Genomic DNA, 25,889 nt, shown 5'->3' with positions numbered 1-25,889 from the left:
CCAGGGCGGCGAGCTGCAGCTCCTCGCCGGCGAGGAGCGCGCACTCTACGGCGTCGATGCCGAGGTGGGCGCGCGTGTGCCGGTTTTCGAGCGCGAGGGGCCGCTGGACCTTCGGGTCTATGCCGGAGGCTATCACTTCGACGGCGCGGACGCCGAGAGCGTGACCGGCCCGCGCGGGCGCGTGGAGCTGGACATCTTCGAGCTGCCGGGGCTCTCGCCCAACGCCCGGGTGACGGCCAGTGCCGAGGCGCAGTGGGACGAGCCGCGGGGCAGCCAGGGCTTCCTGGGGCTCAGCCTGTCGATCCCGCTGCAGGGTGACATGGGCGGCTCGGACGCGCGCCCGCTGACGCGCCAGGAGCGGCGCATGATGGCGCCGGTGGTGCGCGACGTGGACATCGTCACCGAGGCGAGTCCCTCGGAGCGGCCGGAAAAGACGGAGGATGTGGAGAACGTTGCCACGGGCGTCGAGATCGGCGAGGTGGTCGAGGTGGCCGGCGGCGGCGACAACCTGGCTGAGGCCCTGGCCGAAGCCGAGGAGAACGGGCTGGTCATCGCCAAGGGTGGTGACGGCGAGCTGGAGGGCGGCGTCACGCTGGAGGACGGCCAGACGCTCATCGGCGGCGGCCACGAGCTGGCCGTGCGCGGCGTCGAGTCCGGCCAGACCCTGACCTACAACGCCCCCGGCAGCCGCGGGGCGGTGCGGCACGGCAGCGACCAGCCGGTGGTCAAGCTGGCCGACAACAGCTATGTCGGCGGGCTGGACGTCCGCGGCGGCGACACCTCGGCCCCTTCGGACAACATGGGGCTCTACGGAGACAACGACATAGACAACGTGACCCTCGCCGGCAACACCATAGCGCAGACCGGCGGCCATGGCGTGGCCTTCGGAGACGAGGCTAGTACCGGCGCAGGAGACATAACGCTGACCGGAAACATGATTTCCGATACCGGCGGTACAGGGCTTTCCTTTGGGGAGGCGGCCGGCAAGGGCGGCAGCGTCTTCTTGGTCAACAACACAATATCCAGGACCGGTATATCCACAACTAGCAACGACGGGGACGGGATTGCCTTCGGGGAGAATGCCGGAGCTTTGGGAGGAAACCTCTCCCTTGCCGAGAACGCGATATCCGAAACTGGAGGTGCAGGGGTTTCCTTCGGAGAAGATGCTGGCAGAGAAGGCAGTGTTCACCTGACGGGTAATGAGATCACCAGGACTGTCGAAGATGGCATCTTCTTTGGCGAAGAGGCCGGCTATTTCGATGGCAGTGTCGAATTGACCGGAAACCGGGTCACCGATACAGGCAATCATGGTATCGTCTTTGGTGATGAAGCAGGCGTTTCATTCGGCAGCGTCAGACTGAGGGGCAATCAGGTCACCGACACCGAAGGCAATGGCATAAAATTCGGGAGCTTGGCCGGCCACCTTGTCGGCACCATAGAACTGACCCAAAACCAGGTCAAAGATACCGATGATGGTATCGAATTCGGGAACTCAGCCGGTCAAAATTCCGGCAGTATCGTACTGACCGAAAACGGGGTCACCGATACCGACGGCAACAGCATCGAATTCGGGAGCTTGGCCGGCGATAGGGGCGCCACCATCGAACTGACTGGAAACCAAGTCACCAATATCGGCGGCGCGGGCATCGAGTTCGGGAACTCAGCCGGCCAAAATTCCGGCAGTATCGCGCTGAAGGACAACACGATCACAGGCGTAGAGAACACTGGCGTGAGGTTCGGCCATGACGCCGGTGAAGACGGCAGCATCGTGTTGAGCAGCAATGCGATCTCTGACCCTGGAGGCAAGGGCGTAGAATTCCTCACTGAAGCCGGCTGGATGAACGGCAGCATCGCCCTGAACAGAAACACGATCTCTGGTGCTCAAAGCGATGGTGTGGCATTCGGCGAAGACGCCGCCATCGACGACGGTCAAGTTGTCCTGACCAGAAACACGATCTCTGGAGCCCAGGGGGATGGCGTGACATTCGGTAGGGAAGCCGCCATCGATGACGGCAAAATCGTATTGGCCGGAAACACGATATCTGACCCGCAAGACAATGGCGTAGCTTTTGGCGCTCGTGCCGGCGAGGACGGTGGACGCGTCGTGCTGAAAGAAAACTCGATCTCTGATCCTGAAGCCTATGGCGTGGCATTCAGGGATGGCGCGGGTGTCGAAGGCGGCAGCGTTGTGCTGAAGAAAAATTCTATCTTTAACGCCCAAGACGATGGTGTGGCATTTGGCAATGCCGCCGGCGCTGTTGGCGGTAGCGTCATACTGAAGGAAAATTCTATCTTTAACGCCCAAGGCGATGGTGTGGCATTTAACAACACTGACGCCGGCGCTGGTGGCGGTAGCGTCATACTGAAGGAAAATTCTATCTCTGGCGCCCAAGGCGATGGTGTGAAGTTCGGTGATGGCGCCGGTTTCGATAGCGGAAGCATCATGCTGGATGGAAACACGATCTCTAACCTGGGAGAGCATGGCGTAGCATTTGGCAATGACGCCGGGGAGGACGGAGGCAGCGTCGTACTGAGGCAGAATTGGATTGCGAATGCAGGGATAACTAACGTGAGCCCTGGATTTGGCGATGGAGTGGCATTTGGCAATACCGCCGGCACTGGTGGCGGTAGCGTCATACTGAAGGAAAATTCTATCTCTGGCGCCCGAGGCGATGGTGTGAAGTTCGGTGCTGGCGCCGGTCGCGATAGCGGAAGCATCATGCTGGATGGAAACACGATCTCTGACCTTGGAGAGCATGGCGTGGCATTTGGCGATGACGCCGGGTGGGGCGGAGGCAGCGTCGTATTGACTGGAAACCGGATCACCGATACCGGCGGCAACGGCTTCGACTTCGGTGATGATGTCGCCTATGATAGTGGCAGTGTCACATTGGAGGCCAACCAGATAACCAACACCCGCGGCAACGGCATCCTTTTCGGCGACGATGCTGGAGAATGGTTTGGCAGTGTCACACTAAAGGCCAACAAGATCGTCAGCCCCGGCGGCAACGGTATCGACTTCGGTGACAATGCCGGCCATGACGCGGGTAATGTTACACTTGAGGCAAACACGGTCACCGGCACCGACGGTGCCATCGAGGGTAACGGCATCATCTTCGCTGACAATGCCGCCAGTGATGGTGGCAGTGTCACATTGAAGGCCAACCAGGTCACCGACATTGCAGATAGCGGTATCGTCTTCGGCGAAGGAGCCAGTGCACTAGGCGGCGGTGGCGAGGGTGTCACATTGAAGGATAACAAGGTCACCAATACCGGCGGTACTGGCATCATTTTCGGCGAAGATGCCGGAGCACCGGACGGCAGTGTCACATTGGATGCGAACAAAATCACTAACATCGGCGGCGCCGGTATCGTCTTCGGCGCGGATGCCGGCGATACCATCGGCAGTATCGTGCTGACTGACAACCAGCTGACCCAGACCGACGGCGACGGTATCGTTTTCGGCACGAACGCCAGCAACGTCGACATCTCCGCCAACCGCTTCGAGGGCCGGATCGGGAACAATCTCTTCACCCTCAACGGGGGCAACTTCTCGGGCACCGACAACATCGACGCCACCGACGAACTCGGCGGCGTGGTCTGCGACGACAGCAGTGGCAGTTATTCTGGCTCCGGTTTCGAGCTCGAGACCGGCGGCGTCATCGAGACCTGCGGCAACTGAGTAAGCTCTTGTTCCTACTCTGGCCACCAGCCCGCGTTCCCGAATATCCCGTTCCTCTCTTCCACCGCTCATGACGGCGCGATAGCAAGAGGCGCGGCGCCATGAACAACTGGTCGCGCACCCCGGTTTCCCGCGCAAGCCGGCCGATGTTGGCCTCGGCGTTGCCGTAGCTGGACGAGATGTCCAGCACTATGCCGCCCAGCTCCTCGAAGCGATGGCGAATGACCCGGGCCGGGGGTTCCGGCAACATGGCACAGGGCGGGACGTCCCTGGCAATTACGGATTTGGCCGCAAGGATGGCGACGTCACCGATGGTGACCCCCGGCAGGATCGCTCCTCCATGCCGATCCCACCCGAGCACAATGCCGCCTGTTCTATGGCCTCATTCGATCACGCCGCAATACATGCGCAGTCCGCCCTTGCCGTGCGTGTGCATGCCATGTGACGTGTAGCGGTCAGGCTTCGCATGGATCATGAGGGAACGGCCCCTGATGTCGGAGACCTGAAGTCTGGGCGCCAGGACCGGAATGCTTGCCGCACCGTCCTTCTCGACAATCAGGTTCGGCAGGTCGCCCAGATGCCCCTCGCCATAAGGCCCTTCATGGCGGCCGGTCCCCTGGGGGTCGTAGTGCCCGCCGGCGGCGGCGCCAGCCATGTCGCCCCCTTCGCCGGGGCCGCAGTCTCCCTGCTCGTGGACATGGGCCGCATGGGGGCCGGCGGGCTGGAGGTTCTCCAGATCCGGGTCGACCAGAAGTCCATGCTTCGTATCCGTGAAGGTGACCTCCCCGACACTGGCCTCCCGGCCCTCCGTGCTGATGCGGTGGACCTCGGTTGAAACGCTCTCGGCAGAGCCGGCCTGAGCCGGCAGGGTCGCGAGACAGATGGCAACCGCCAGCAGCCCGAGCAGACGGGTTCCCTGCATGCTTGTCTCCAGTTTCCTATTCACCGCCGTCCGGACCGCTGGCGCCGATCGAGAGGATCGGCACGCGCACGTCCTGTGATGTTCCGTCCTGGAACTGCAGGGTCACTTCGAACGCTTGCCCTTCCTCGAGCGGTTGCTGCAGCTTCATCAGCATGACGTGCAGTCCGCCGGGCGCCAGCGTCACGGTCTCTCCCGGGGCGATCGAAATCTGCTCAACGGGGCGCATCTGCGCCTGTCCGTCCGCGATCACGCTCTCGTGCAGCTCGGGCATGGCGGCAACAGGCGTCTCCAGACCTTCCAGGACCGCCTCGGCTTCGCCATGGTTCCGGATCTCCATGTAGGCCACGCCCGGGCGCGAGGTGCCCACGGACGCCCGTGCCCAGGGGTCCGAAACCTCGATATCGGTGGCCATCACGCTCAGCGGCACGAAACAGGCGCTGAGCGCCAGGGTCGCCGCCGCGAGCAGTCGTTTGCAGTTCATCCTTGTCCTCTTTCCTTCACTGGCTTGAGTCGTCCAGCGCCAAGCGAATCATCCCCGCCATCTCCTTGGGTTCGGCCCCGTAGTTGAAATGCGTGATGTAGTCGTTGCCGGGCGACATCAGGTAGATGTTCGCCGAATGGTTGACGAGGTAATCCGTGTTGCCCGAAGCTTCGCTTTCCGCGGCCCGGTCCTCCTCGGCGCCTGAATAGTTCTCCGGCTCGGCTTTTTCGAAGTAGACACGAAAGGCATCCGCTGCCTGCTTCACCTGCTGCTCGTTGCCCGTCAAGCCGACAATGCTGGAATGGAAGTTGGAAAGGTACTGGCGCAGCGTCTCGGGTGTATCCCTTTGCGGATCGACGCTGATGAAAAGCGGCTGGATCGGCTCGCCGGCCGACCCCAGACGCTCCATCGTGCGCGTGATGTCGCTCAGCGTCGTCGGACAGATGTCCGGGCAGTGCGTAAACCCGAAGAACACCAGCTTGTAGCTGTCGTCGTAGGTCGCCTGGGTCACGTCCTCGCCCTGATCGTTGACCAGGTTGAAATCCCCGCCGATGGGCACGCTGTCCGACTCGGCGAGCTCGCTGTCATTCCTCTCCTGCGCGCTGCTCTGCGAGGACTCCAGTCCCATGCGATAGACAAGTCCGCCGGCCGCAATCAACATGACGAGCAATAGGACGAGTGCAGAGAGGAGATATATGCGTCCGCGCTGTGTCATCTCGTTGCCTGTCGGGGCCTCCGAATCATCCTGCGAGGTGCATGTACACTCTCGAAGAACAGCTTTCGCAAATCCATGCGGTTGATCGTCGCGACATATCTCGGCCTACCCCGGAGATATGATGCCCACTTCATCCGCAGGTTTTCCGACTGCCGCGGACTTACAGAAAGAGGGACACGCGCCAATCATGAAGAATGTCATCGATATCACCCTCCCGCTGTGCCCCGACGTCCCGGTCTTTCCTGGCGACCCATCCCCGACCGTCGAGCTGCTGAGCAGCATCGCACAGGGAGACAGACTGACCGCCTCGAAGCTGGAGCTGGCAGCGCATGTGGGCACCCACGTCGACCTGCCGGCGCACTTCGTGAAGGACGGCAAGATTCTGGGAGATTACGCGGTGGAACGCTTCCTCGGGCCGGCCTGGGTGCTCGACCTCTCGGACGTGCAGACAGAAATCCGGCCGGACAGGCTGGCAGGGGAGGCGATCCCGGAAAAAAGGCACCTCCTGCTCAAGACCCGGAATTCACCCCTGCTTCAGGACCCGAAGTTCCGCGAGGACTACGTCCATCTGGCAGAAGATGCGGCCCGTTACCTGCTGGCACACAGGCCGCTTTCCATCGGCTTCGACTACTACAGCCTCGATCCGGCCGATTCCACGAGCTTCGCCGCGCACCGGCAGTGCGCGGAGGCGGACCTGCCGGTCTTCGTCTGCCTGGCCCTGCGCCACGTGCCCGCGGGCGACTGCTGGTTCGCCGGCCTGCCCTTGCAGGTCCCGCAACTGGAAGGCGCCCCCGTTCGCGCCATCATCTGGCACGCGTGAGTGGTGCGCACGATACATACGATGGGATAGGAAGGGGCGCGGCATTCGCTTAGACTGTCCTCTCCGCCTGCCGGAAAGGACACAGACGATGAGCTGGAACCCCGCCCTCACACCCGGTTGTCCGGAGGAAACCGGCTCCGAGGCCATCGAGACCCTGATCGTCCCGCGCGCCCGCGATCTCGGCGGGTTCGAGGTGCGCCGCGTCCTGCCGGCGCCCAGGCGCCGCATGGTGGGGCCCTTCATCTTCTTCGACCAGATGGGGCCGGCCCAGTTCCTGACTGGCCAGGGGATCGACGTGCGCCCGCACCCGCATATCGGCCTGGGCACCGTCACCTATCTCTACAGTGGCGACCTGCATCATCGCGACAGCCTGGGCACGGACCAGATCATCCGTCCCGGCGCGCTCAACTGGATGGTGGCCGGCCGCGGCGTCACCCATTCCGAACGCACCTCGATGGAGGCCCGCACGGGACCGAGCCGCCTGTCCGGCATCCAGTCCTGGATCGCCCTTCCCGAAAGCCACGAGGATATGGCGCCCCTGTTCGAACATCACGACGAACGCGCGCTGCCACGAATCGAGGGTGATGGGATCGAGCTGCGGCTGATCCTCGGCAGGGCCTACGGAGAGCAGGCACCCGCCACGCTCTTCTCCGAGACCTTCTACGCGGACGTCCGGCTACGCCCGGGCGCGCGCCTCCCGCTGCCCGACGAGCACGAGGAACGCGGCCTTCATGTCGTCGAGGGTGAAGTGACGGTCGCGGGGCAAGACTTCGAGGCCGGTCAGATGATGGTCTTTCGGACCGGCGACAGGATCACCGTCGCGGCGGGGGACCAGGGGGCACGGCTGATGCTCCTCGGCGGCGCCGCCCTGGAGGGGCCGCGCCATATCTGGTGGAACTTCGTCGCCTCCTCGAAGGAGCGCATCGAGGAGGCCAAGCGCCAGTGGCGCGCAGAGACCTGGGGTGACGGCCTCTTCGAGCTTCCTGTTGGCGACCGGGAAGAGCACATTCCCCTGCCGGATGAGACCCTGTAGGGCGAGTGCTGCTGGACAGGGCACTCTCGCGCCATGCAGCGCGGCCATCAAGCGCGTCGGGGCTCAGACTCTCCCTGATGCGTTCTCGGAGGCGGGCACAGGCCAGATCCAGTCGTAGACCCAGTTAAAGACGAAGGCGTAGACCATGTAGAAGAGGGCAAACGCCACATCCATGAAAAAGGCCTGCACCAGCGTGACCCCCAGGTAGACTGCGATAAAGGGCATGAGGACCAGCAGCAGGCCGAACTCGAACAGCACGGCATGGACAACGCGTACGCCCAACGACTTCTGCACCTTGCCGGCAAGGCGGAGCATCACGTGATCGAACAGCAGGTTGTAGATGTAGTTCCAGATCGTGGCGAGCGTGGCGCTCACGATGCCGACAATTCCGATGTCGTGCATCGGCATGGCGAACGTCCAGGCGCCAAGCGGCGTGACCAGGAGCAGGCCAATGATCTCAAAGCTGAGCGCATGGCGGATACGATCGCGGGTGGTGCGCATGATCCTCCCCTCTTATGTCCTCGGGCCGTCCCGAACAAGTGTCCCAGATTGGGGGAGGTCGTCCTCTCTTCGCCGCTGGATTTAAGCGTGCGATACCGTAACGCAAGACTGATCCCCATAAGTGGTCAGCAGGCATCGCGGGCCTGTGCCCGACGGCACAGCGGCTCCATCGAAACCATTCAGCAAGCCCGGACCACGACCGCAGGCCCTCTCAGAGCCTGTCCAGTCCAAGCCCTCCGGCTTGGGTGAAGAGACTTGGGATGCCGCCCGTATGGATCAGGCAGGTGGGGGCGTCCGACGATATTTCCCCGCGCGCGATCAGATCGAGGGCGCCGGCAAAGGTCTTGGCCGTGTACGTCGCTTCCAGGAGCATGCCCTCGAGGGCTGCCACGGTTTCCAGGGCGGATATTGCCTCCGGCGTGGGCATGTCATAGCCCGCGCCAAGGTAGCGCTCGTGATATCGCACGAAGGAGGACGGCGTCACGGAGGGCGTCACGCCGGTATGCGCGCAGAGCCGCTCGAACAGGTCCTCCACCAGCTGGGCCAGCCTGTCGATGCTGTATTCCACGCTCACCAGGTGCACGCGGAAGGGCGCGCCCGCGAGGGCGCAGCCGAACAGGAACCCGGCCTCCGTCGGCCCCATGGATCCCGGCAGGATCACGTTCTCCAGCGCCACATCCTGCTCTCCTGCCTGCGTGATCAGCTCCGCGGCGCAGGCCACGTAGCCGAGCGCGCCGACGACCGGGTCGCCGACGATATAGCATCGATGCCCAGAGGCCTCCATCTGCTCCGCAAGCTTGGCCAGACGGCGGCTGCGCTCATCCTCGTCCATCGACCCCAGGAACCTGGTCTCGGCGCCGTAGAGCCGGGACAGAAGCAGATTCCCCTCCGCCCTCTCCGGCGGGTCGTCGTTGTGGAGAACGATGCACCGCAGGCCGCATTTCGCGGCCGCCGCGGCCGTCAAGCGGCATTGGTTGGATGTCGACCTGCCGGCCACCAGCAGCGTTTCGGCCTGCCGGGCCAGGGCCTCGCCGAGCCAGAATTCCAGGCTGCGCAGCTTGTTGCCGCCCATCCCCAGCGCCATGCAGTCATCGCGTTTCGCATAGAGCCCATGATGCCCGACGTGGGCGGCCAGCCGCTCGAGCCGTTCCAGCGGGGTGGGCCCGGACACCAGCCGATAGCGCGGCTGGCCCGAGAGAGCGGTTTCCACCGGCATCGATCTTCCCCTCGCGGACTTAGCGCATCTTCAGGGTCACGCCGCCGATCCGCTTTTCGGCCCAATCCGCGAACTTCAGGACCGGATAGCAATAGACGAAGTACAGAACGGCAACGCAGGCATAGATCAGCATCAGATCGCCCGGAAAGCGCAAGGAGGCGATCTGGCCCTGCCGGGTCAGTTCAGAGAGGCCGACAACGGACAGGATGGCCGTGCTCTTGATGATGATCACGAAGACCCCGCTCATGGGGGGAATGATCATGCGCAGCGCCTGGGGCAGCACGACGTACCACAGGGATTGCGCCTTGGTCATGCCGACCGCCCGGGCCGCCTCGTCCTGGCCTTTCGGCAACGCGGCGATCGCACTGTTGACGATCTCGGTGACGTAGCTGCCGGTGTAGAGGCACAGGGTGATCACCGCCGCCTGCATGGAATCGAACTGCAGCCAGGCCACGCCGAGCTCCGGCAAAAGGTAATAGAAGATATAGAGCTGCACCAGGAAGGGGGAGCCGCGGAACAGGTGTATGTACAGCCCGATCAACGCCGTCAGTCCCAGGATGCGCAGGCTGCGCAAGGTCCCCAGCACCAGGCCGATCAGCGAGCCGACGACAATGCCGATGATGGTGATCCGGAAGGTCAGCCACAGCCCCTCCAGCAGGAAGGGCGTGATGCTCTGAATCATCTGTATCTGGTCCTGAAACATCCTGCTCTCCCCTTACGCCGGCTGATACCGGCCGCCGTGCAGACGCCGCTGCACGACATTGGATAGAACGAGCATGCCTGCGTATATCAGCAGATAGCAGACAGCGACGGTCAGCAGGCCCTCGTTCGGCATGACGTTCTCGTGCATCACGGTAAGGCCGGCTCGCATGAGCTCGAAGACCGCGATCAGGCTCAGTAGCGAGGTGTCCTTGATCAGGACTGCGGTTTGTCCGAGCAGTGTGGGAATCACGTTGGCAAAGGCCTGCGGCAGGATGATCAGCACCATGCGCTGATGCCGTTTCAGGCCCAGGGCGGTAGCGGCCTCGTGTTGGCCCGCGTCGACAGACTGGATGCCCGACCTGATGATCTCGGCCATGTAGGGTGTCGTGTGAAGCGTAAGCGCAATGATGCCGGAGACAGTTTCCGTCAGGATCCCGACATTGCCGAACAGCTCCGGCAGGCCGTAGTAGACCAGGTAGATCTGCACCAGCAGCGGGGTGGCACGGATGAACTGTATATACGCGGCCGCCGGCCGCCACAGCAGGCCCGTCTTCGACATGCGGAGACCGGCAAGCAGGACTCCGAGAACAATCGAGAGGACAAGACAGAGCGCGCTGAGCCAAAGCGTCGCCCAGATACCCTGCAGAAAGGTATCGGCATAGTTCAGCACTACGCGCAGGTTATAGAATTGGGCTAAATTTTCCATCTATGAACGGCCTTACAGAAGCGGGAGTGCGCTCGCGCGAGCGCACTCCCGCCAATGTCGCGAAAGGCCTGCTGGTTATCGCAGGCCGACACGCATCATGACTTGCATGACCCCAATCCTGAGGGATGGCAAGTCTGGATCAATGATCCTCTTCCCAATCCTGGGTATTCCACCAGTAATCGAGCAGCTCACCCAGTTGGCCGGAATGCTCGGTGAAGCGGATGTAGTTGTCCATGAACATCAGCAGGTGAACCGAATCCGGCCGCGTCGCGAAGCTCAGCGGCTCCTTGCGCAGGGTCCCCTCGAGCACCTCGAATTCTGGGTAGTCCTCCAGGAATGCCTTGATGGTGCCGCTGTCGCTGATGCCCGCATCGACACGCCCCGAGGACACGGCCTGGGCGGTGGCCGCGGTGCCACCCTGATACTCCTTCATGGTCAACTCCGGCAGCTTGATGTCCGCGGCCGCTGCATAGGTGCTCGCCTCCGGGGCGCCGATCGTGGCACCTTCCTCCTTGAGATCTTCCCAGTGCGAGTAGCCCTTGTCCTCGTTCGCGAACGCAATGATCTCCGTGAAGAAGATCGGTTCGGTGAACAGCAGCTGCGTGGCGCGCTTGGGCGTCGGCGTCATGTCCGCCGCGATCAGATCCGCCTTACCTGACAGCAGTGCGGGGATCAGGCCCTGCCAGCTGTAGTCCTGCAGCTCGAGCTCGACACCCATGTCCTCGGCCATGTTGCGGACGACCTCGACGGCCAGGCCCGTACGCTCTCCATGGGCGTCGACGAAGCTGATGGGCGGACCCTGGGTTTGAACCGCAACACGCAAGGTGCCGCGTTCCATGATGTCTTCCATCGTGCTCGCACTGGCTGTAGCGGCGGTGCCGAACACGACAAGGAATGCCATAGCCGGCAATGCTCGTAGCAGTCTCGTAAAGGTACTCATTCTCCCCTTCTCCTTTGCGTTAGAGGATTTGATTCAAGAACTCCTTTGTTCTTTCGTTGTTCGGAGTCTTGAAGAAGGTTGTCGGGGCTCCTTCCTCGACAATCTTGCCCTGGTCCATGAATATGATGCGGCTGCCCACATCCTCCGCGAACTTCATCTCGTGGGTGACCACCATCATTGTCATGCCTTCCTCGGCAAGGTCACGCATGAGAGCCAGAATTCCCCCGACAGTCTCGGGATCGAGCGCCGAGGTGGCCTCATCGAACAGCATGACCTTCGGATTCATCGCGAGCGCTCGGGCGATCGCAACGCGTTGCTGCTGCCCTCCGGACAGATCCCCGGGCGGGGCATCCGCTTTTTCCGGAATTCCGACACGGGACAACAGCTCTTTGGCCCTGGAGACCGCCTCGTCCCGTGAACGCTTCAGCACGACCATTTGCGGCAGCACGATATTGTCCAGGGCCGTCTTGTGCGCGAACAGATTGAAATGCTGGAAAACCATTCCAACGTTGGCGCGCAGTCGATTCAGGTTGCTTTGAGAACTGGTAACCTCGATGCCATCGACCGTGATCCGGCCTTTGTCGACGGTTTCAAGGGCATTGACCGTGCGCAGCAGCGTGCTCTTTCCGGACCCGGATGCACCAATGATAACAACGACCTCGCCTTGCCTGACTGTCGCCGAAACCTCGTCCAGCGCGCGCACCTCGCCAGCGCGTGGAAGCTTGAAGCTTCGGGACACGGCTTCGATATTCACGATGACAGCTTCGGAGTCGTAGCTACGCGCGCTTTCCATCACCCTAGACACGTGGTTTTTTCTTTCTGGTCATGAGCCTAGGTTCAGCGTAACGCAGGCGTCAAGCGCACCACCCCTCTGCGCCAGCCTCAAGGTCCCCTGAGCCCCGGCACAGCAATAGGAACAACGCCTGAATAAAGCGGCGCGTTGCCCCTGGACTCGCCTGTCCCTAAGTCTCCAGGCGCCTGAACCGCGTGCGATTGCGAAGTTCGGACACCGCAATGATCACGGTCCAGGTCGGATCGTCTTCGCGCGCGATGATGACATGAGGGTTCCCGGAGAAATCGTTGATGGCACGTTGTACCACCCAGACGGCTGTCTGCTTCTCCTGTTCGACGAAGCGAGTCCCATACGGGATCTCCGATTTGTCGCGTCTTGGCATGCCCCGACCCCGATGTTGCGTCACGCTGTCACGAAGCCCTTGGCAACGTGCAGTCACTGCGCCCCCGAATCCCCCTGATGCACCTGGCGCTGAAATGCCCTATGCCCCCGCAAGGTCAATTGCTCCGAAACGGTGCAAGCGGACCGGCTTTGCACGGTTCGCCAGAATCGAAACCATAGCTCCACCCGTTTCGCTCGTGTAGGGAAAATTTGTTCTTGGGTCCGCCTTCCCGCCCTTCGAATGGGGACATCCCCTACAAAACCGGGATCGGGACTGACATCTTTTAGGTATCGCAGACACAGCCGGCCTTCGGGCAAGCAATCCGGGCAGGGCACCGCATGGCGGCGGTCCCCTCCGGAAGGCGGCGTCTGTTTCCATTCCGGTTTCCAAGGGAGGGTCCAGAGTGTCGGAACACCAGATTCTTATCGGACAGGTCTTCATGGACGCCAAACCACCTCACCGCAAATGGCGTGTGGTGGATCGGCGTGACGCAAACTTCGTGCTGGAACGCCTAGACAAGCCGAATGTGCGACGCTTTCCGGACGAGCCGACATTGCTTGACCCTGAACACTATCGCCCAGACGGAACCTGAAAGCCTCGTCCATCATACGGAAACATGCGCGCCGGCCCTGACGCGCCATCAGGCGCCGAGGGTCGGCAGGTCCGACGAGACCCGATAGGACGCTTGCGTCGTTCCGCCAAAGCCGTATCCATAGGCTCATGGAGCAAGAGTCCTCTCATGCGAAGACCACGCCCGACCTGCAGTCAGCCTTCCTGAAACAGGCCGAGGCCTGCCGGAAATTCGACTCGCCCTTCATGGGGCGGCTGATGGAGCTGCTGGCCGAGCACTGGCCGGACGACACGGCACTGGCTGAACGCTTTGTGCGCTGGGAGGGCGAGCTGGGCCCCGCCGGCGCATCGCTTCCCCTGCGCGTGGCCGGCGGGCTGCACGCCCTGGTGTTGAAGGGACGGGATACGCAGCTGGCCGCCGTCTATCCGCCGAACGAGGTCGACGATGCGCAGCTGTGCGAAGTCGTCCTGACGGCCCTGCGACGCCATGACGATTTCCTCTGCGAATGGGTCGAGCGCCCGCCACAAACCAACGAGGTCCGGCGCAGCGCCGTGCTGATCGCCGCGGCCCACTGGCTGGATGCACAGTTCGGCCTACCCCTGCAGCTCTCGGAACTGGGGGCCAGCGCCGGTCTGAACCTCATGTTCGATCGCTATGCCCTGGAGATCGCCGGGCAGTTCTGGGGTCCGTCGAATGCGCCCGTCTGCCTCGCGCCGGACTGGCACGGCCCGCTGCCGCTCCGGGCGAATCCCCGCATATCGGAGCGGCGCGGGGTCGACCTCAACCCCCTGCGGGTCGGCAGAGCGGAAGACGACCTGCGCCTGATCGCCTATCTCTGGCCCGACCAGCCGGAGCGCTTCGCACGCACGCGCGCGGCCATGGCCGTACTGGACGCCGAAGTGGACCGGCAGGACGCCGTGGACTGGCTGGCCGGACGCCTGGCAACGGCCTGGCCAGGCCGGCTGCTGCACCTCGTCTACCACACCATCGCCTGGCAGTATTTCCCACAGGACAAGCAGGCTCAGGGACGCGCCGCCATCGAGGCGGCCGGCCAGGCAAGCACCGAAGACGCCCCCCTGGCCTGGCTGGCCATGGAAGACGACGGACAGCCTGGCGGCGCGGCGGTGACGTTACGATTGTGGCCGGGCGACCACCACATTGCTCTCGGCCGCGCCGGCTTCCACGGCCAGTGGGTGGAGTGGCACGCAGACAGTAGATAACCGGTAACTGGGTTCAGGAACCTGACTTCCCCTGGCCCAGCACGGTTCTCAACTTTTCCGCCAACTCCTGCCTGCGAAAGGGCTTCTGAAGCAGGAATTCGCTGGACTCCTCGTCCCTGCCGGGCACCCCTTCCGCATGGCCTGAAGTGAAAAGGATGGGCAGCTGCGGATAGGTTTCGGAAACCTCGCGGGCAAGCTCGCGGCCGTTCATGCCCCCCGGCATGATGATGTCGGTGAAAAGCAGATCGACCTTCCTGGCACGTTTCAGGATTTCCAGCGCCTCGAGAGCGCTGGAGGCCAGCAGCACGTCATATCCCAGGCTTCGAAGCTGTAGATAGACATACTCGCGAACCGCATCGTCATCCTCGACCAGCAGGATCGTCTCCTCACCGTGGGAATCGACCGCTTCAGCCTGTCTGGTCATGCTGGCCTGCTCATCCAGCTCCGATTGTGGCAGATACAGTTCCACGCGCGTGCCCGCTCCTGGCGTCGACTCAATGTTCACGAAGCCGTTCGATTGCCGGACAAAGCCATAGACCATGCTCAGGCCAAGCCCGCTGCCTTCCCCGACAACCTTGGTCGTGAAGAAGGGCTCGAAGGCGCGCTTGAGCGCGTTCTCGTCCATCCCCGTGCCTGTGTCTTCCACGGCCACCATGACGAACGAACCCTCGGCCTTTGCGTCCTGCACCCGCTCCATCACATGCGCCGCCGAGGCATTGGCGGTTTCCATTACGATACGCCCTCCCTCCGGCATGGCATCACGGGCATTGATGCAGAGATTGAGAATGGCGTTCTCCAGTTGGCCGGGATCCACCAGCGCCAGGGCAACGTCCTCGTCGAGGGCAAGCTGGATCTCGATGGATCGGCCGAAAGTTCGGCGTATAAGCTCGTTCATCTCGCCGATCAGTCGATTGAGGTCGACGGATTCCGACTCGAGATCCTGACGGCGCGCGAAGGCCAGAAGCCTGTTCGTGAGCTGGGCGCCGCGCTCGGCGGTCTTGACGGTTATCTCCGCCATCTGCCGCAAGTCGTCCTGTCCCGAAAGACTGTCCGCGAGTGTTTCCGCGTTCCCCAGTATGACCGTCAGCAGGTTGTTGAAGTCATGCGCCACCCCGCCGGTCAGTTGCCCGATGGCCTCGAGGCGCTGGGCCTGGCGCAGCTGCTCCTCGGTCTCCAGTTGCGCGGTAATGTCGCTCAGCATGGCGCAAACAGCGGTCTCATCCCCCCATTCGATGGTGAAGGCGCGATTCTCTATGACCACGACACTGCCGTCACGGCGCTTGCCCTTGACCTGATAGATAGCGGGGGCCTCCCCTCCGCTCGTGCGGGCCTCGTTGTAGTCCGTGATCCGCGCATGTTCCTCTTCGGAAAAGAGATCACGGCTGTCCGCAAGTGCCAGGATACCCTCGGGGCTGTCATAGCCGAGCAGGCGGGCAAGCTCTCGATTGGCGATGATGGGTTTGAAGTTCCTGTGAACCAGGATACCGACCTTGGCTTGGTCGACCAGGCGTTCCAGTCGACGCCGCAGGTCATCCGCCTTCTGGTGCGCCTGATGGCGATCCGTGACGTCCAGGTGCATGACCACGGCACCACTCCGGTCATCCCGCTCGAGGCCCGTGACGGCCAGCAGGAACCAACGTTCTTCGCCGGAGGACAGGCAGGAATACTCCTGCGTGTATCGCGATTGCCGCCGATTCAGGACGCTGCGAAGCCCTCCAGCCACATCGCCTGCCCAGAAGGCGCTTGCTCCCCTGGCGGACTCGCAGATATCCAGGTAGTTCTGCCCGACCGGCTCCACGGTTCCGGCTGCACCGTTTTCCTCTGCAAGACTCCTCCAGGTATCATTCACGGCCAGGATGCGTCCGGAATGATCCAGCAGCGCGATATGCGCCGGCAGCGCATTCAGGATGGCTGCCCGCTCCGAGGCATGCTGGCGTTCCATGGCCTCCATCCTCTGCAGTTCGCCCTGTATGTCCGGCAGGAGGTAACTGGTGCCCGAGCCGGTGTGAACGACGGAATCCGCCGAGCCGCCCGTCAGTTCGGTGATGCGCTGATAGGTTCGGTGAAGAATCTCCACCAGTTCCGACAACTCGTCCTGGCTGCCTTGCACCAGGTCCTCCCCGCTGCCCATCACACATGGCCTCCAAGGCCGACAGCCTCGAAAAGCACGGTGCGATCCTGCAGGCTGCCGACAATCACGCGCCTTGATGCCCCGTTGAGCACGACGAGTTGGGGTGTCATGAGGACATTGTCTTCAAGCGCCCTTTCGGGAGACTGGGTGACATCCAGGATCTCGATGGAATAGCGCCCAGTCAGGTGCTCGCGACAGAAGGCGTCCAGGTTCGAACGGGCACGCTGGGAGTTGGGCAGGTCGCCGGCCACATAGAGGCAGAATTTAACGACCGCCTCACTGCTCATCATCGCCGGCCTCGTCCTGCCTGGATGTCTTGCCTTTCCTCAGACGATGCAACTGCGCCCGGGTTTTCGAGTTCTCTTCATTGATCTGCTCGTAACGCTCATGCAGAGTGCTCTCCTCTTCGCGCTTGGAGACGAGCCGGTCCTGGAGCAGGGCGATCTGGTGCTCCAGCTCCGAGGTCTCGGCCTGCAGACGCGCCCGCTCCTGTGCGGCGCGGGCTTCGCGCTCCCGCTTTGCCAGCGCTTCCTCGCGTTCACGCGCCCAGCGCATGGAGCCCATCAGCACCTCTCCGCCCGACGTGTACACCTCGGTCAGATCAATGCCATCGCTTGACAGCAGGAGCTCGCGCACCTGATTCGAATGCCCGGTCCCGCGGGACTTGATGACGGAGAGTGCCCGATTGCGCTCGCCGGCATGGATAACATTACTCAGGTGCAGCCAGGCGTCGGCGATCGTGGACACCTGAATAGGGGTCGATTCCATGGGCTCGCCGCCCTCGTCGACCAGACTGGTGCACATCACCGTCATGCCCGCTGCCTTGGCCCAGTCGATCATGCGCTCTGCCACGCTCGGGGCCCTGCCGACGTTTCCGGACTTTGCGAGCGCGGACAGGGGATCGATGACAAGACAGGTGGCACCATGCTCGTCCGCAAGTTCACGGATCCGCAGCAGGTGCGTCTCCGCGCTGCTCGTCAGTGCCCTCAGGCTCTGCATGCGGAGCCGCCCGGACTGGATATGGGGGGCAAGCCGAATCGACACCGACTCAAGGTTGCGGACGATCTCGTCGCTCCTGGAATCAAAGCTGACGAACAGGACATTCTCGCCCCGCTCGCAACCTGCTGCGGCAAAGGCTCCGCTCAGCGTGGTCTTGGCCGTTCCCGGCGAGCCTGTCAGCAGGATACTCGCCCCGCGGAAATAGCCGCCGTCCATCATCTCATCAAGCCTGGCGACACCGCTGGACAACCGTTCATCGCTCACCGGTATCTCGGGATAGTCCCAGTTTGACGTAAACGCCACCTCAATGCCGGACGAGCCGATAACGAACGGCACCTCGTTCTCCTCGAAGGCGGTTCCCCGATATTTGCAGACACGAAGGGAGCGCTGGGAGACACCATCCTGTATGCCATGGTTGAGCTGGAGCGCGCAGTCGACCATGAACTGCATGAAATCGAGTGGCTGAAGCCCCGGAATGACGAGCGAGTCCCTGACCGACTTCATGGTGATGACGGCCGTCAGTTCATGCTCGAGCAGCCAGCTGTGGAGCCGGAAAACCTGGTGGCGGACACTGCCGATGTCGGGCATCATGGCCAGGATGATATCAATGGCATCGAAGACGATGCGTTTTGCCCCCATGGCCGAAACGCGCGCTTCAAGCGCCGCCAGCATGCCCTCGATATCGAACTCGCCTGAGTGAAGCAGCCCTGTATCGGGCTGGGCGTCGAGGAAGAACAGATTCTCGCGTTCCAGCGCGTCAAGATCCCAACCGAACGTCTGGGCATTGTTCTTGATGCGCTGTGCACTTTCCTCGAACGCCACGAAAATACCGGGCTCGGCATAGGTCCGTGCCCCTTCGGCAAGCACCTGAAGCGCGAAAACCGTCTTGCCCGCGCCGGCATCGCCGGCAACCAAGGTGGTCCGCCCGGCCGGCAGACCACCGCTCGTAATGGCGTCAAATCCTTTGATATTCGTGGGCGATTTCAACATCGTAAATTGCCCGCACAATACTCAGATAGTATATAAGTGTCTCAATGCAGGGTAATTATACTAAGGCGCTCCATATCCTGCAATATACAATAAAATATGGCGCCGAACTACATAAAAGATCATAATATCTTTATTTAAACTACTATTGGATAATAATAAATATAAGCTCTCAATATAGAAATATTGTTACATTACTAAAAAATAACTTCACAATATATCTGTACCACAAGACACAAGTGTACTCTATGTAACCTTGAGTCTCAGTAAGTATTTTACATAAGGGACATAGAGCATGGAAACGCCCATTCAGAAGCACCTTCTTCTACCTTCAGGTGCATTTGTTTCAAGGCACACCTTTTGGCGTTCGTCTTGGAAGCTGCCCTCTAGAAGTCGTAGCAGATGCCCTTGCGTTCCCAGTCGCCGTAGCGGGTGGGTTCAAGGCCATCCGGACCGCCCAGCTCCCTGGCCTTGTCGCGGGCAACCGTCTCCTCGCGCCCGGTCGGCGCCTGGCCGGTTGCGGTCGTCGCAGAGGCGCTCGCACCGCCTTTGGCCGTCGGGGACGAGGTCGGTTGCTTGATCTTGGCGCGATAGGATGTAAAGCGTCTCATGTATCGTTATATGGCATGTGGAAAGCCGCCCGCCAAGCCTTGAACGCTCCCCGCCAGAGCCCATCTCTTTAACGCCATGAGTTACTTCCGCACCGCACTTCTGCTCGCCGCAATGACCGGTCTCTTCCTCGCCGTCGGCTTCATGCTCGGCGGACAGACCGGCATGCTGATCGCGCTCGCCATCGCCGTGGCGATGAACTTCTATGCTTACTGGAACTCCGACAAGGTGGTCCTGCGCATGTACAAGGCGCGCCAGGTCGACCGGCAGGAGGCCCCCCAGTTCTATGGCATCGTGGAACAGCTGGTCGAACGGGCCGAGCTGCCCATGCCCAAGGTCTACCTGATCGACAACCCGCAGCCCAATGCCTTCGCCACGGGCCGCAACCCGGAGAACGCGGCCGTGGCGGCCACGACGGGCCTGCTCAAGCGCCTCTCGTCCGAGGAGATCGCCGGCGTCATGGCGCACGAGCTGGCGCACGTGAAAAGCCGCGACACCCTGATCATGACGCTGACCGCAACCCTGGCCGGTGCCATCTCCATGCTGGCCAACTTCGCCATCTTCTTCGGCGGCAACCGCAACAACCCGCTGGGCCTGATCGGCACGATCCTGGTCATGATCCTGGCGCCGCTGGTGGCCATGATGGTGCAGATGGCGATCTCGCGTGCCCGCGAGTACGAGGCCGACCGCATCGGCGCCGAAATCTGCGGACAGCCGCTCTGGCTCGCCTCGGCCCTGCAGAACATCCAGACGGCCGCCTCGCAGATCGACAACGAGGCGGCGGAGGAGAATCCGGCCTCGGCCCACATGTTCATCATCAACCCGCTGCACGCGCGCCAGATGGACAGCCTGTTCTCGACCCACCCCAGCACCGAGAACCGCGTGGCCCGATTGCGCGAGATGGCCGGTCAGGCGGACGCCCCGCAGGGCAATCGGCCCAGCCCCTGGGGTTGACCTCTTTAACCCCGGCCTTGACGCCGGGAAAAAATCCGCGAGTCTTCTAGGGAGCGAGTCGTACGCGACTCGCTCCAAGTCTTTTCGGCGAGGGGGAAAATTGCGCCGGATGGAAACTGACGGGGATTTTAACGAAACATTTAAGTCTTTGACGCAGAGTCTTTTTCTGAAAGAGGGAATTTTTGTTTTCGAGCCATGGAAACACTTGAGCACAGAACCGAAGAATCGGGTGACAAAGGCGCCGCAGAGGAGCCCCATGGCAAAACCGGCAAAGGATACTTCCGCGTCGTGGACAAAGAGGATCTGACAGAACTGCTGGACTTGGCCCGCGACCGCAGCTCCGAGGGGCGGCGGACGCTGGTGGCCACGATCGGCGACCTCTTCGAAGGCCAGGGCGAGACGCTCACCGAGCGCGAGCGCGCGCTCATGACCGACATTCTCAACAAGCTGATCCGTGAGGTCGAGACCACTGTCCGCCGCGAACTGAGCCAGCGGCTGGCTTCCCGCGAGGATGCCCCGCGCGAGCTGATCGTCATGCTGGCCAATGATGAGATCGAGGTGGCCCGGCCCATCCTGCTGGCCAGCGAGATCCTGAAGGACGCGGACCTGATCGAGATCATCCGCCATCGCAGCATGCAGCACCAGCTGTCCATCGCCATGCGCCGCAAGGTCAGCGAATCGGTGTCCGATGCACTGATCGAGTCGGGGCACGTGGACGTCATCAAGGCCCTGCTCGACAATCCCAAGTCCCGCCTTTCGCACGCCGCCATGGAGTACCTGGTTGAGGAGTCGCGTCGCGTCGACACCTACCAGGAGCCTCTGGTCCACCGCAGCGACCTGCCGCAGGCGCTGGCGCGGCGCCTGTGCCTGTGGGTCAGTGCGGCCCTGCGTTCGCACATCCTGGCCGCGCACGAGATCGACCCCACCGAACTGGACGACCTGCTGGAAGCGATCATCTCCGACTCGACGAACGACGGCTTCGGGCGGGAAGACATGCCGGAAAGCGCCGCCCGGGAACTGGCGCGCACCTATCGCGAAGAAGAGAAGATGACGCCCGAGTTCCTGGTGAAGGTGCTGCGCGAGGGCGAAGTCGCGCTCTTCGAGGCTCTGTTCGCCGAAATGAGCGGCCTGCGCATGCGGCTGATCCGCCGTGTGGTCTACGAGCCGGGCGGCGAAGGCCTGGTCATCGTCTGTCGGGCCCTGAACATCGAGAAGCCGGTCTTCACCTCGATCTTCCTGATGAGCCGCAAGGGCCGACCCGGCGATCAGAAGGTGGATCCGGACGAGCTATCCCGGGTCCTCGTGCTCTTCGACCGCGTCAAGCCTGCGGCGGCCGAGGCCGTCCTGAAGCGCTGGCGCCGGGATCCGGAGTATCTCTATGCAGTCCAGCGTGTGGAGTCGTCGCGTGGAAAATCGCGCATGGCCAAGTGACGGGAACAGCGCCTCCCAGTCCGTTTCCGGCGCGCAGCCCCAAGAGGGAAGGAAGACGGGTATGTCCGGCAGCAGCGGCCTGCATCTGACCGTCTCGGAAAAGCGGGACAGCCCCGGGAACGCCAGCGCACAGCGCAAGCAAGCCGACCTGGCGGAGATTGCCCACAGTCATCTGCTGGAGCAGACCCCGCCTTACTGCGTGGTCGACCGTAACGGCGACATCATCAGCGAGAACAGCACCTTCAGCGAGCTTCTTCCCGACCTGTTGAGCCAGGCTGGCGATACGGCCGCTTCCTATGGTCCACTTGCCCTCTTCTCCGCCGAAATCGAACAGCTTCCCCTCGCCCCGGACAACTGGAGCGCACCGCTGGACAGCGCCCGGCAGCTCGAGAACGCCGACGGGCAGCCGCTCCACCCCCAGATCTTCGGTTACGCCGATGCCAGGGGCGAGCTGCAGCTCGTGGCCGTGCGCTTCCTGCCCGGGGAGGATACGGCCCGGCTGCGCCGCCAGCGTACCGAGGCGCAGGAGCGCTTCGAGGACATCTCCCGTCTGGTGTCCGACTGGGTCTGGGAAACCGACCGCGAGCTGAAGCTGACCTATATCTCGAGCCGTGTCCTGGAGACCCTGGGCGAGCACCCGCGCAGCTTCATGGGCAAGCCGCTGTCGGTTCTCTTCAGCGGCGACACCTCCGCACTCGACGAGCTGACCCAGGAGGCGCGCCGCAGCCCCTTCCGCGATCTCTCGCTCATGGCCCGGTCCACCGACGGCAGCACGCGCCACATCCTGGTCAGCGCTGTGCCCGTCTTCGATCATTCGGACGGCAACTTCCACGGGTTTCGCGGCACCGCCCGCGACATCACGGAACTGCTCTCGCGCGAGAGGGCCCTGCGCGAGAGCATCGAACTGGCCGAGAGCGCCAACCGCGCCAAGAGCCAGTTCCTGGCCACCGTCAGCCACGAACTGCGCACGCCGCTCAATGCCATCATCGGCTTTTCCCAGCTGATGGAGGCCGAGACCTTCGGTGCGCTCGGCAACGAAACCTACAAGGGCTACACCCAGGACATCCTGCACAGCGCCCATCACCTGCTGGAGCTCATCAACGACGTGCTCGACGTCTCGAAGATCGAGGCCGGGCGCATGGAGCTGAACGAGGAGCGGCTGGATTTCTCGCAGCTCGTCACCTCCGCCCTGCGCATGGTGCGCGAGAAGGCCAACGAGGTGCAGATCTCGCTGGAAACTTCCATCGTGGAGTTGCTGCCGCCGATTCATGGCGACATGCGGGCCCTGCTCCAGGTGCTGGTCAACCTGCTGGGCAATGCCATCAAGTTCACCGACGAGGGCGGTCATGTCCGCCTGGAAGTCGAGCTAGATTCCGACAGGCGCCTGGTCTGCCGGGTCATGGACAACGGCATCGGCATGACGCCCGAGCAGATCGATATCGCGCTCACCCCCTTCGGCCAGGTCGACAGCCAGCTCTCGCGCCGTTTCCCCGGCACCGGCCTCGGGCTGCCGCTGACCCGGGGGCTGATTGAACTGCATGGCGGCGAACTGCAAATCGACAGCAATCCGGGCGAGGGAACGAGTGTCTCCCTCATCCTGCCTGCTTCGCGAGTGCTGCAGGCCTGACATGCACAGCCGGGCTCTGGCGCAACATGGCGCCAGGGGCTAGCTTCCCCGCAAGCAAGGGGGAACGCAGTCATCACGAGCTCACACGATCAGGACCGTCCGAAGACTGAACCCGAGACCGGTCCCTCGAGACAAGCCGGCAACAGCCAGGCCGAGGGCGTGTCGCTTACGCGTGCCTTTGGCCGTGGATTCCGCGACGGCCTGTCGGTTCCGGGCTTCGTACTCATCTCGAGCTTCCTCGGATTCGGGGCCCTGATTCGGCAAAGCGAGTTCACGCTGGTCCAGGGCCTCCTGTCCACGGCAACCGGCTGGGCCCTGCCGGGCCAGATCGCCATGGTCGAGCTCTATACCACGGGCGCGTCCTTCCTGGTCATCGCGCTGGCCGTGGCGCTCACCAACGTCCGCCTGCTGCCCATGACGGTGGTGCTCATGCCGGTGCTGCGCAGCGCCTCGACCCCACGCTGGCTGCCTTATTTCGTCGTCCACTGGGTGGCAATCACCGGCTGGGCCCAGGCGCTCAGGGTCTGCCCCGGCATGCCGCGTCCCGCGCGCTTCCCCTATTTCATGGGCTTCTCCATGGTGCTCTGGCCGGGGGCTCTTATGGGCACGCTGATTGGATACTACCTGGCGGGCAGCGTACCCCTTGCCTTGTCGCTGGGCCTGGTTTTCCTGAACCCGATCTATTTCATGCTGGTCTTCGCCGCGGACCTGCGCATCCGCACGCGCGTCTGGGCCCTCGGCCTGGGCGCGCTCCTGGGACCCGTGCTGCACCTCTACCTGCCGGACTTCTCGCTGCTGGTCACCGGACTGCTCGCCGGCAGCCTGGCCTTCGTCCTCGGCGGCGGGCTTGCGGGAAAGCGCAAGGGGAAAGCTTCATGAATGAAGAGCTTACCCACTGGGGACCTTACATTGCCCTGGCGATCACCTTCCTCGTGACCTACGGCTGGCGGGCACTCGGCGTCGCCCTGTCGGGACGCATCAACACGGAGTCACCGATCTTCGAATGGGTGGCCTGCGTCGCCTACGCCCTGCTGGCCGGACTGATTTCCCGCATGATCGTTCTGCCGGTGGGACCTCTAGCGGAGACGCCTCTGTCCGATCGCCTTGGCGCCGCCTTGCTGGCGCTTGCGATCTTTTTCCTCACACGGCGCAACCTGTTCCTGGGCGTGCTTAGCGGCTTCTCGCTTCTGGTCCTGCTGACCTGGGGCCGGCAGGCCTACGGCTTCGGCTGAGACCGGGTCAGCTCGCCGAGTCGCGCAGCGCCTGCACACCCGGCAGGGTCTTGCCCTCCAGCCATTCCAGGAAGGCACCCCCGGCCGCTGATACATAAGACAGGCGATCCAGGACCCCGGCCCGCACCAGCGCGGCAACGGTATCGCCACCTCCCGCCACCGACAGCAGGCGCCCCTCGGCCGTCAGGTCGGCCGCGGCCTCGGCCACCACGTTGGTGCCGGCATCGAAGGGCTGCACCTCGAAGGCACCCAGCGGGCCGTTCCACACCAGCGTGCGGCAATCGCCCAGGCGCTTGCGAATCTGTTCCGCCGTCATCGGGCCGATGTCCAGGATCATCTTGTCCGCCGGCACTTCACCCACGGCCACCACGTCATGCGGAGTGTTGGGCGCCAGCTTCTCGGCCACCACGACGTCGGTGGGCAGCAGAATGTCGCAATCCGCCTGCTTCGCCTTGCGGACGATATCCTCCACCGTATCGGCCATGTCGGTCTCGCACAGCGAGGCGCCCACCGATACGCCGAAGGCGTGCAGGAAGGTGTTCGCCATGCCGCCGCCGATCACCAGCAGCTGCACCTTCTCCACCAGGTTGCCCAGCAGTTCCAGCTTGGTGGACACCTTGGCGCCGCCGACGATGGCCGCCACCGGTCGCTCGGGGTTCTCCAGCGCCTTCTCCAGGTGCTCCAGCTCCTCCTGCATCAGCCGGCCGGCGGCAGCCGGCAGGCGCCGGGCCAGGGCCTCCACCGAGGCATGCGCGCGATGCGCAGCCGAGAAGGCATCGTTTACATAGAGATCGCCCAGCTGTGCCAGGCTGTCGGCGAACTCCGCGTCATTCTCCTCCTCGCCGGCATGAAAGCGCAGGTTCTCCAGCAGCAGGACGTCGCCGTCGTTGAGCCGGGCCACGGCCTCCTCGGCCGGTGCGCCGATACAGTCCTCGGCGAAGGCAACCTTCCTGCCACCCAGCTTTTCCTCCAGAGGCGCCAGCAGCGGGCGCTGCGAGAGAGCCGGATCTGCCTTGCCCTTGGGCCGCCCATAGTGGCTCAGCAGGACCACCCGCGCGCCGCGCTCCAGCAGCGTCGTCAGGGTCGGCAGGGCACGCTCGATACGCGTGGCATCGGTAACCACTCCATGCTCCATGGGGACATTGAAGTCCACGCGCACCAGGACACGCTGTCCGGCAACGTCCAGGTCGTCCAGTGTACGGAATGCGGTCATGGCAGGCTCCTTGTCGGTTCGG

Annotated in this window: 26 protein-coding genes; 10 read left to right on the top strand and 16 right to left on the bottom strand. The window is 63.0% G+C overall.

The window, feature by feature from the left end:
* A partial coding sequence (locus ACFOW6_RS10685; RefSeq protein ID WP_382422353.1) for a beta strand repeat-containing protein occupies positions 1-3,682 on the top strand: 3,682 nt, incomplete at its 5' end.
* On the opposite strand, the gene ACFOW6_RS10680 is transcribed toward ACFOW6_RS10685, so the two are convergent.
* Genes ACFOW6_RS10680 through ACFOW6_RS10665 form a run of 4 tightly spaced genes read right to left on the bottom strand, consistent with a single transcriptional unit; the run spans position 3,660 to position 5,800 of the window.
* The gene (locus tag ACFOW6_RS10680) at positions 3,660-4,043 is read right to left on the bottom strand and encodes a hypothetical protein (RefSeq protein ID WP_382422352.1); all 384 of its coding nucleotides are present in this window, start codon (positions 4,041-4,043) and stop codon (positions 3,660-3,662) included. The genes ACFOW6_RS10685 and ACFOW6_RS10680 overlap by 23 nt on opposite strands.
* Before the next feature lie 21 nt (positions 4,044-4,064).
* Positions 4,065-4,604, bottom strand: coding sequence for a superoxide dismutase family protein (locus ACFOW6_RS10675; protein ID WP_382422351.1), 540 nt, complete (start codon positions 4,602-4,604; stop codon positions 4,065-4,067).
* 16 nt (positions 4,605-4,620) lie between these two features.
* Entirely contained in the window at positions 4,621-5,085 is a 465-nt protein-coding gene (locus tag ACFOW6_RS10670; protein ID WP_382422350.1) for a copper chaperone PCu(A)C, read from the bottom strand.
* Positions 5,086-5,101: 16 nt separating this feature from the next.
* A complete protein-coding gene (locus tag ACFOW6_RS10665) occupies positions 5,102-5,800 on the bottom strand; it encodes an SCO family protein (protein ID WP_382422349.1) in 699 nt (232 codons plus the stop codon).
* 187 nt (positions 5,801-5,987) lie between these two features.
* Between ACFOW6_RS10665 and ACFOW6_RS10660 the strand changes: the two genes are divergently transcribed.
* Together ACFOW6_RS10660 and ACFOW6_RS10655 are read left to right on the top strand one after the other, a co-directional pair.
* The gene (locus ACFOW6_RS10660) at positions 5,988-6,620 is read left to right on the top strand and encodes a cyclase family protein (protein ID WP_382422348.1); all 633 of its coding nucleotides are present in this window, start codon (positions 5,988-5,990) and stop codon (positions 6,618-6,620) included.
* Positions 6,621-6,708: 88 nt separating this feature from the next.
* Complete coding sequence (locus ACFOW6_RS10655; RefSeq protein ID WP_382422347.1) at positions 6,709-7,653, top strand: pirin family protein; 945 nt, start codon at positions 6,709-6,711, stop codon at positions 7,651-7,653.
* A gap of 63 nt (positions 7,654-7,716) precedes the next feature.
* On the opposite strand, the gene ACFOW6_RS10650 is transcribed toward ACFOW6_RS10655, so the two are convergent.
* From ACFOW6_RS10650 to ACFOW6_RS10620, 7 genes are all read right to left on the bottom strand, one after another.
* Positions 7,717-8,154: a PACE efflux transporter gene (locus tag ACFOW6_RS10650; protein ID WP_382422346.1), complete on the bottom strand. Its 438-nt coding sequence runs from the start codon at positions 8,152-8,154 to the stop codon at positions 7,717-7,719.
* 211 nt (positions 8,155-8,365) lie between these two features.
* A complete protein-coding gene (locus ACFOW6_RS10645; protein WP_382422345.1) occupies positions 8,366-9,370 on the bottom strand; it encodes a pyridoxal-phosphate dependent enzyme in 1,005 nt (334 codons plus the stop codon).
* 19 nt (positions 9,371-9,389) lie between these two features.
* On the bottom strand, positions 9,390-10,073 hold the full coding sequence (locus ACFOW6_RS10640; protein WP_382422344.1) for an amino acid ABC transporter permease: 684 nt from the start codon (positions 10,071-10,073) through the stop codon (positions 9,390-9,392).
* A gap of 12 nt (positions 10,074-10,085) precedes the next feature.
* Positions 10,086-10,778 carry an amino acid ABC transporter permease gene (locus ACFOW6_RS10635; protein ID WP_382422343.1) on the bottom strand — a complete coding sequence of 231 codons (693 nt, stop codon included), beginning with the start codon at positions 10,776-10,778 and terminating at the stop codon, positions 10,086-10,088.
* Positions 10,779-10,917: 139 nt separating this feature from the next.
* Positions 10,918-11,718: an ABC transporter substrate-binding protein gene (locus tag ACFOW6_RS10630; protein ID WP_382422342.1), complete on the bottom strand. Its 801-nt coding sequence runs from the start codon at positions 11,716-11,718 to the stop codon at positions 10,918-10,920.
* 19 nt (positions 11,719-11,737) lie between these two features.
* Complete coding sequence (locus tag ACFOW6_RS10625) at positions 11,738-12,523, bottom strand: amino acid ABC transporter ATP-binding protein (RefSeq protein ID WP_449267361.1); 786 nt, start codon at positions 12,521-12,523, stop codon at positions 11,738-11,740.
* 157 nt (positions 12,524-12,680) lie between these two features.
* On the bottom strand, positions 12,681-12,893 hold the full coding sequence (locus tag ACFOW6_RS10620; protein ID WP_382422341.1) for a hypothetical protein: 213 nt from the start codon (positions 12,891-12,893) through the stop codon (positions 12,681-12,683).
* Between the two features lie 403 nt (positions 12,894-13,296).
* On the opposite strand from ACFOW6_RS10620, the gene ACFOW6_RS10615 reads away from it, so the two are divergent.
* Positions 13,297-13,485, top strand: coding sequence for a hypothetical protein (locus ACFOW6_RS10615; RefSeq protein ID WP_382422340.1), 189 nt, complete (start codon positions 13,297-13,299; stop codon positions 13,483-13,485).
* 128 nt (positions 13,486-13,613) lie between these two features.
* Positions 13,614-14,684, top strand: coding sequence for a DUF2332 domain-containing protein (locus ACFOW6_RS10610; protein WP_382422339.1), 1,071 nt, complete (start codon positions 13,614-13,616; stop codon positions 14,682-14,684).
* 13 nt (positions 14,685-14,697) lie between these two features.
* On the opposite strand, the gene ACFOW6_RS10605 is transcribed toward ACFOW6_RS10610, so the two are convergent.
* The 4 genes from ACFOW6_RS10605 to ACFOW6_RS10590 all read right to left on the bottom strand — a co-directional run bounded on the left by ACFOW6_RS10605 (position 14,698) and on the right by ACFOW6_RS10590 (position 19,412).
* The gene (locus tag ACFOW6_RS10605; RefSeq protein WP_382422337.1) at positions 14,698-16,815 is read right to left on the bottom strand and encodes a PAS domain S-box protein; all 2,118 of its coding nucleotides are present in this window, start codon (positions 16,813-16,815) and stop codon (positions 14,698-14,700) included.
* Entirely contained in the window at positions 16,815-17,105 is a 291-nt protein-coding gene (locus tag ACFOW6_RS10600) for a circadian clock KaiB family protein (RefSeq protein ID WP_382422336.1), read from the bottom strand. Before ACFOW6_RS10600 ends, ACFOW6_RS10605 begins: the two co-directional genes overlap by 1 nt.
* Positions 17,092-18,804 (bottom strand): circadian clock protein KaiC, encoded by a 1,713-nt coding sequence (kaiC, locus tag ACFOW6_RS10595; RefSeq protein ID WP_382422335.1) that lies wholly within the window; start codon positions 18,802-18,804, stop codon positions 17,092-17,094. The genes ACFOW6_RS10600 and kaiC overlap by 14 nt, the downstream gene beginning before the upstream one ends.
* 383 nt (positions 18,805-19,187) lie before the next feature.
* Positions 19,188-19,412 (bottom strand): DUF1674 domain-containing protein, encoded by a 225-nt coding sequence (locus tag ACFOW6_RS10590; RefSeq protein WP_382422334.1) that lies wholly within the window; start codon positions 19,410-19,412, stop codon positions 19,188-19,190.
* A gap of 76 nt (positions 19,413-19,488) precedes the next feature.
* Here ACFOW6_RS10590 and htpX point away from each other — a divergent pair, with 76 nt between their 5' ends.
* From htpX to ACFOW6_RS10565, 5 genes are all read left to right on the top strand, one after another.
* Positions 19,489-20,364: a zinc metalloprotease HtpX gene (htpX, locus tag ACFOW6_RS10585; RefSeq protein WP_382422332.1), complete on the top strand. Its 876-nt coding sequence runs from the start codon at positions 19,489-19,491 to the stop codon at positions 20,362-20,364.
* 288 nt (positions 20,365-20,652) lie between these two features.
* Positions 20,653-21,795 carry a DUF2336 domain-containing protein gene (locus tag ACFOW6_RS10580; RefSeq protein ID WP_382422330.1) on the top strand — a complete coding sequence of 381 codons (1,143 nt, stop codon included), beginning with the start codon at positions 20,653-20,655 and terminating at the stop codon, positions 21,793-21,795.
* Positions 21,796-21,856: 61 nt separating this feature from the next.
* A complete protein-coding gene (locus tag ACFOW6_RS10575) occupies positions 21,857-23,422 on the top strand; it encodes a PAS domain-containing sensor histidine kinase (RefSeq protein WP_382422329.1) in 1,566 nt (521 codons plus the stop codon).
* 159 nt (positions 23,423-23,581) lie between these two features.
* On the top strand, positions 23,582-24,301 hold the full coding sequence (locus tag ACFOW6_RS10570) for an AzlC family ABC transporter permease (RefSeq protein WP_382422328.1): 720 nt from the start codon (positions 23,582-23,584) through the stop codon (positions 24,299-24,301).
* Positions 24,298-24,654 (top strand): AzlD domain-containing protein, encoded by a 357-nt coding sequence (locus ACFOW6_RS10565; protein ID WP_382422327.1) that lies wholly within the window; start codon positions 24,298-24,300, stop codon positions 24,652-24,654. The genes ACFOW6_RS10570 and ACFOW6_RS10565 overlap by 4 nt, the downstream gene beginning before the upstream one ends.
* 7 nt (positions 24,655-24,661) lie before the next feature.
* On the opposite strand, the gene ACFOW6_RS10560 is transcribed toward ACFOW6_RS10565, so the two are convergent.
* On the bottom strand, positions 24,662-25,867 hold the full coding sequence (locus ACFOW6_RS10560) for a phosphoglycerate kinase (RefSeq protein WP_382422326.1): 1,206 nt from the start codon (positions 25,865-25,867) through the stop codon (positions 24,662-24,664).
* Positions 25,868-25,889 lie beyond the last annotated feature (22 nt).

This window comes from Fodinicurvata halophila (assembly GCF_042651425.1).
Lineage (GTDB): Bacteria > Pseudomonadota > Alphaproteobacteria > Kiloniellales > DSM-21159 > Fodinicurvata > Fodinicurvata halophila.
Note: the sequence above shows the minus strand (reverse complement) of the source record. Positions and strands in the feature narration are given on the sequence as shown.

Bases quoted from the DNA above. Each gene is read 5' to 3' on its own strand.
- ACFOW6_RS10675 (WP_382422351.1), bottom strand. From the start codon at position 4,604: ATGCAGGGAACCCGTCTGCTCGGGCTGCTGGCGGTTGCCATCTGTCTC.
- ACFOW6_RS10670 (WP_382422350.1), bottom strand. From the start codon at position 5,085: ATGAACTGCAAACGACTGCTCGCGGCGGCGACCCTGGCGCTCAGCGCC.
- ACFOW6_RS10665 (WP_382422349.1), bottom strand. From the start codon at position 5,800: ATGACACAGCGCGGACGCATATATCTCCTCTCTGCACTCGTCCTATTG.
- ACFOW6_RS10660 (WP_382422348.1), top strand. From the start codon at position 5,988: ATGAAGAATGTCATCGATATCACCCTCCCGCTGTGCCCCGACGTCCCG.
- ACFOW6_RS10655 (WP_382422347.1), top strand. From the start codon at position 6,709: ATGAGCTGGAACCCCGCCCTCACACCCGGTTGTCCGGAGGAAACCGGC.
- ACFOW6_RS10650 (WP_382422346.1), bottom strand. From the start codon at position 8,154: ATGCGCACCACCCGCGATCGTATCCGCCATGCGCTCAGCTTTGAGATC.
- ACFOW6_RS10645 (WP_382422345.1), bottom strand. From the start codon at position 9,370: ATGCCGGTGGAAACCGCTCTCTCGGGCCAGCCGCGCTATCGGCTGGTG.
- ACFOW6_RS10640 (WP_382422344.1), bottom strand. From the start codon at position 10,073: ATGTTTCAGGACCAGATACAGATGATTCAGAGCATCACGCCCTTCCTG.
- ACFOW6_RS10635 (WP_382422343.1), bottom strand. From the start codon at position 10,778: ATGGAAAATTTAGCCCAATTCTATAACCTGCGCGTAGTGCTGAACTAT.
- ACFOW6_RS10630 (WP_382422342.1), bottom strand. From the start codon at position 11,718: ATGAGTACCTTTACGAGACTGCTACGAGCATTGCCGGCTATGGCATTC.
- ACFOW6_RS10620 (WP_382422341.1), bottom strand. From the start codon at position 12,893: ATGCCAAGACGCGACAAATCGGAGATCCCGTATGGGACTCGCTTCGTC.
- ACFOW6_RS10610 (WP_382422339.1), top strand. From the start codon at position 13,614: ATGGAGCAAGAGTCCTCTCATGCGAAGACCACGCCCGACCTGCAGTCA.
- ACFOW6_RS10605 (WP_382422337.1), bottom strand. From the start codon at position 16,815: ATGGGCAGCGGGGAGGACCTGGTGCAAGGCAGCCAGGACGAGTTGTCG.
- ACFOW6_RS10600 (WP_382422336.1), bottom strand. From the start codon at position 17,105: ATGATGAGCAGTGAGGCGGTCGTTAAATTCTGCCTCTATGTGGCCGGC.
- kaiC (WP_382422335.1), bottom strand. From the start codon at position 18,804: ATGTTGAAATCGCCCACGAATATCAAAGGATTTGACGCCATTACGAGC.
- ACFOW6_RS10590 (WP_382422334.1), bottom strand. From the start codon at position 19,412: ATGAGACGCTTTACATCCTATCGCGCCAAGATCAAGCAACCGACCTCG.
- htpX (WP_382422332.1), top strand. From the start codon at position 19,489: ATGAGTTACTTCCGCACCGCACTTCTGCTCGCCGCAATGACCGGTCTC.
- ACFOW6_RS10575 (WP_382422329.1), top strand. From the start codon at position 21,857: ATGTCCGGCAGCAGCGGCCTGCATCTGACCGTCTCGGAAAAGCGGGAC.
- ACFOW6_RS10565 (WP_382422327.1), top strand. From the start codon at position 24,298: ATGAATGAAGAGCTTACCCACTGGGGACCTTACATTGCCCTGGCGATC.
- ACFOW6_RS10560 (WP_382422326.1), bottom strand. From the start codon at position 25,867: ATGACCGCATTCCGTACACTGGACGACCTGGACGTTGCCGGACAGCGT.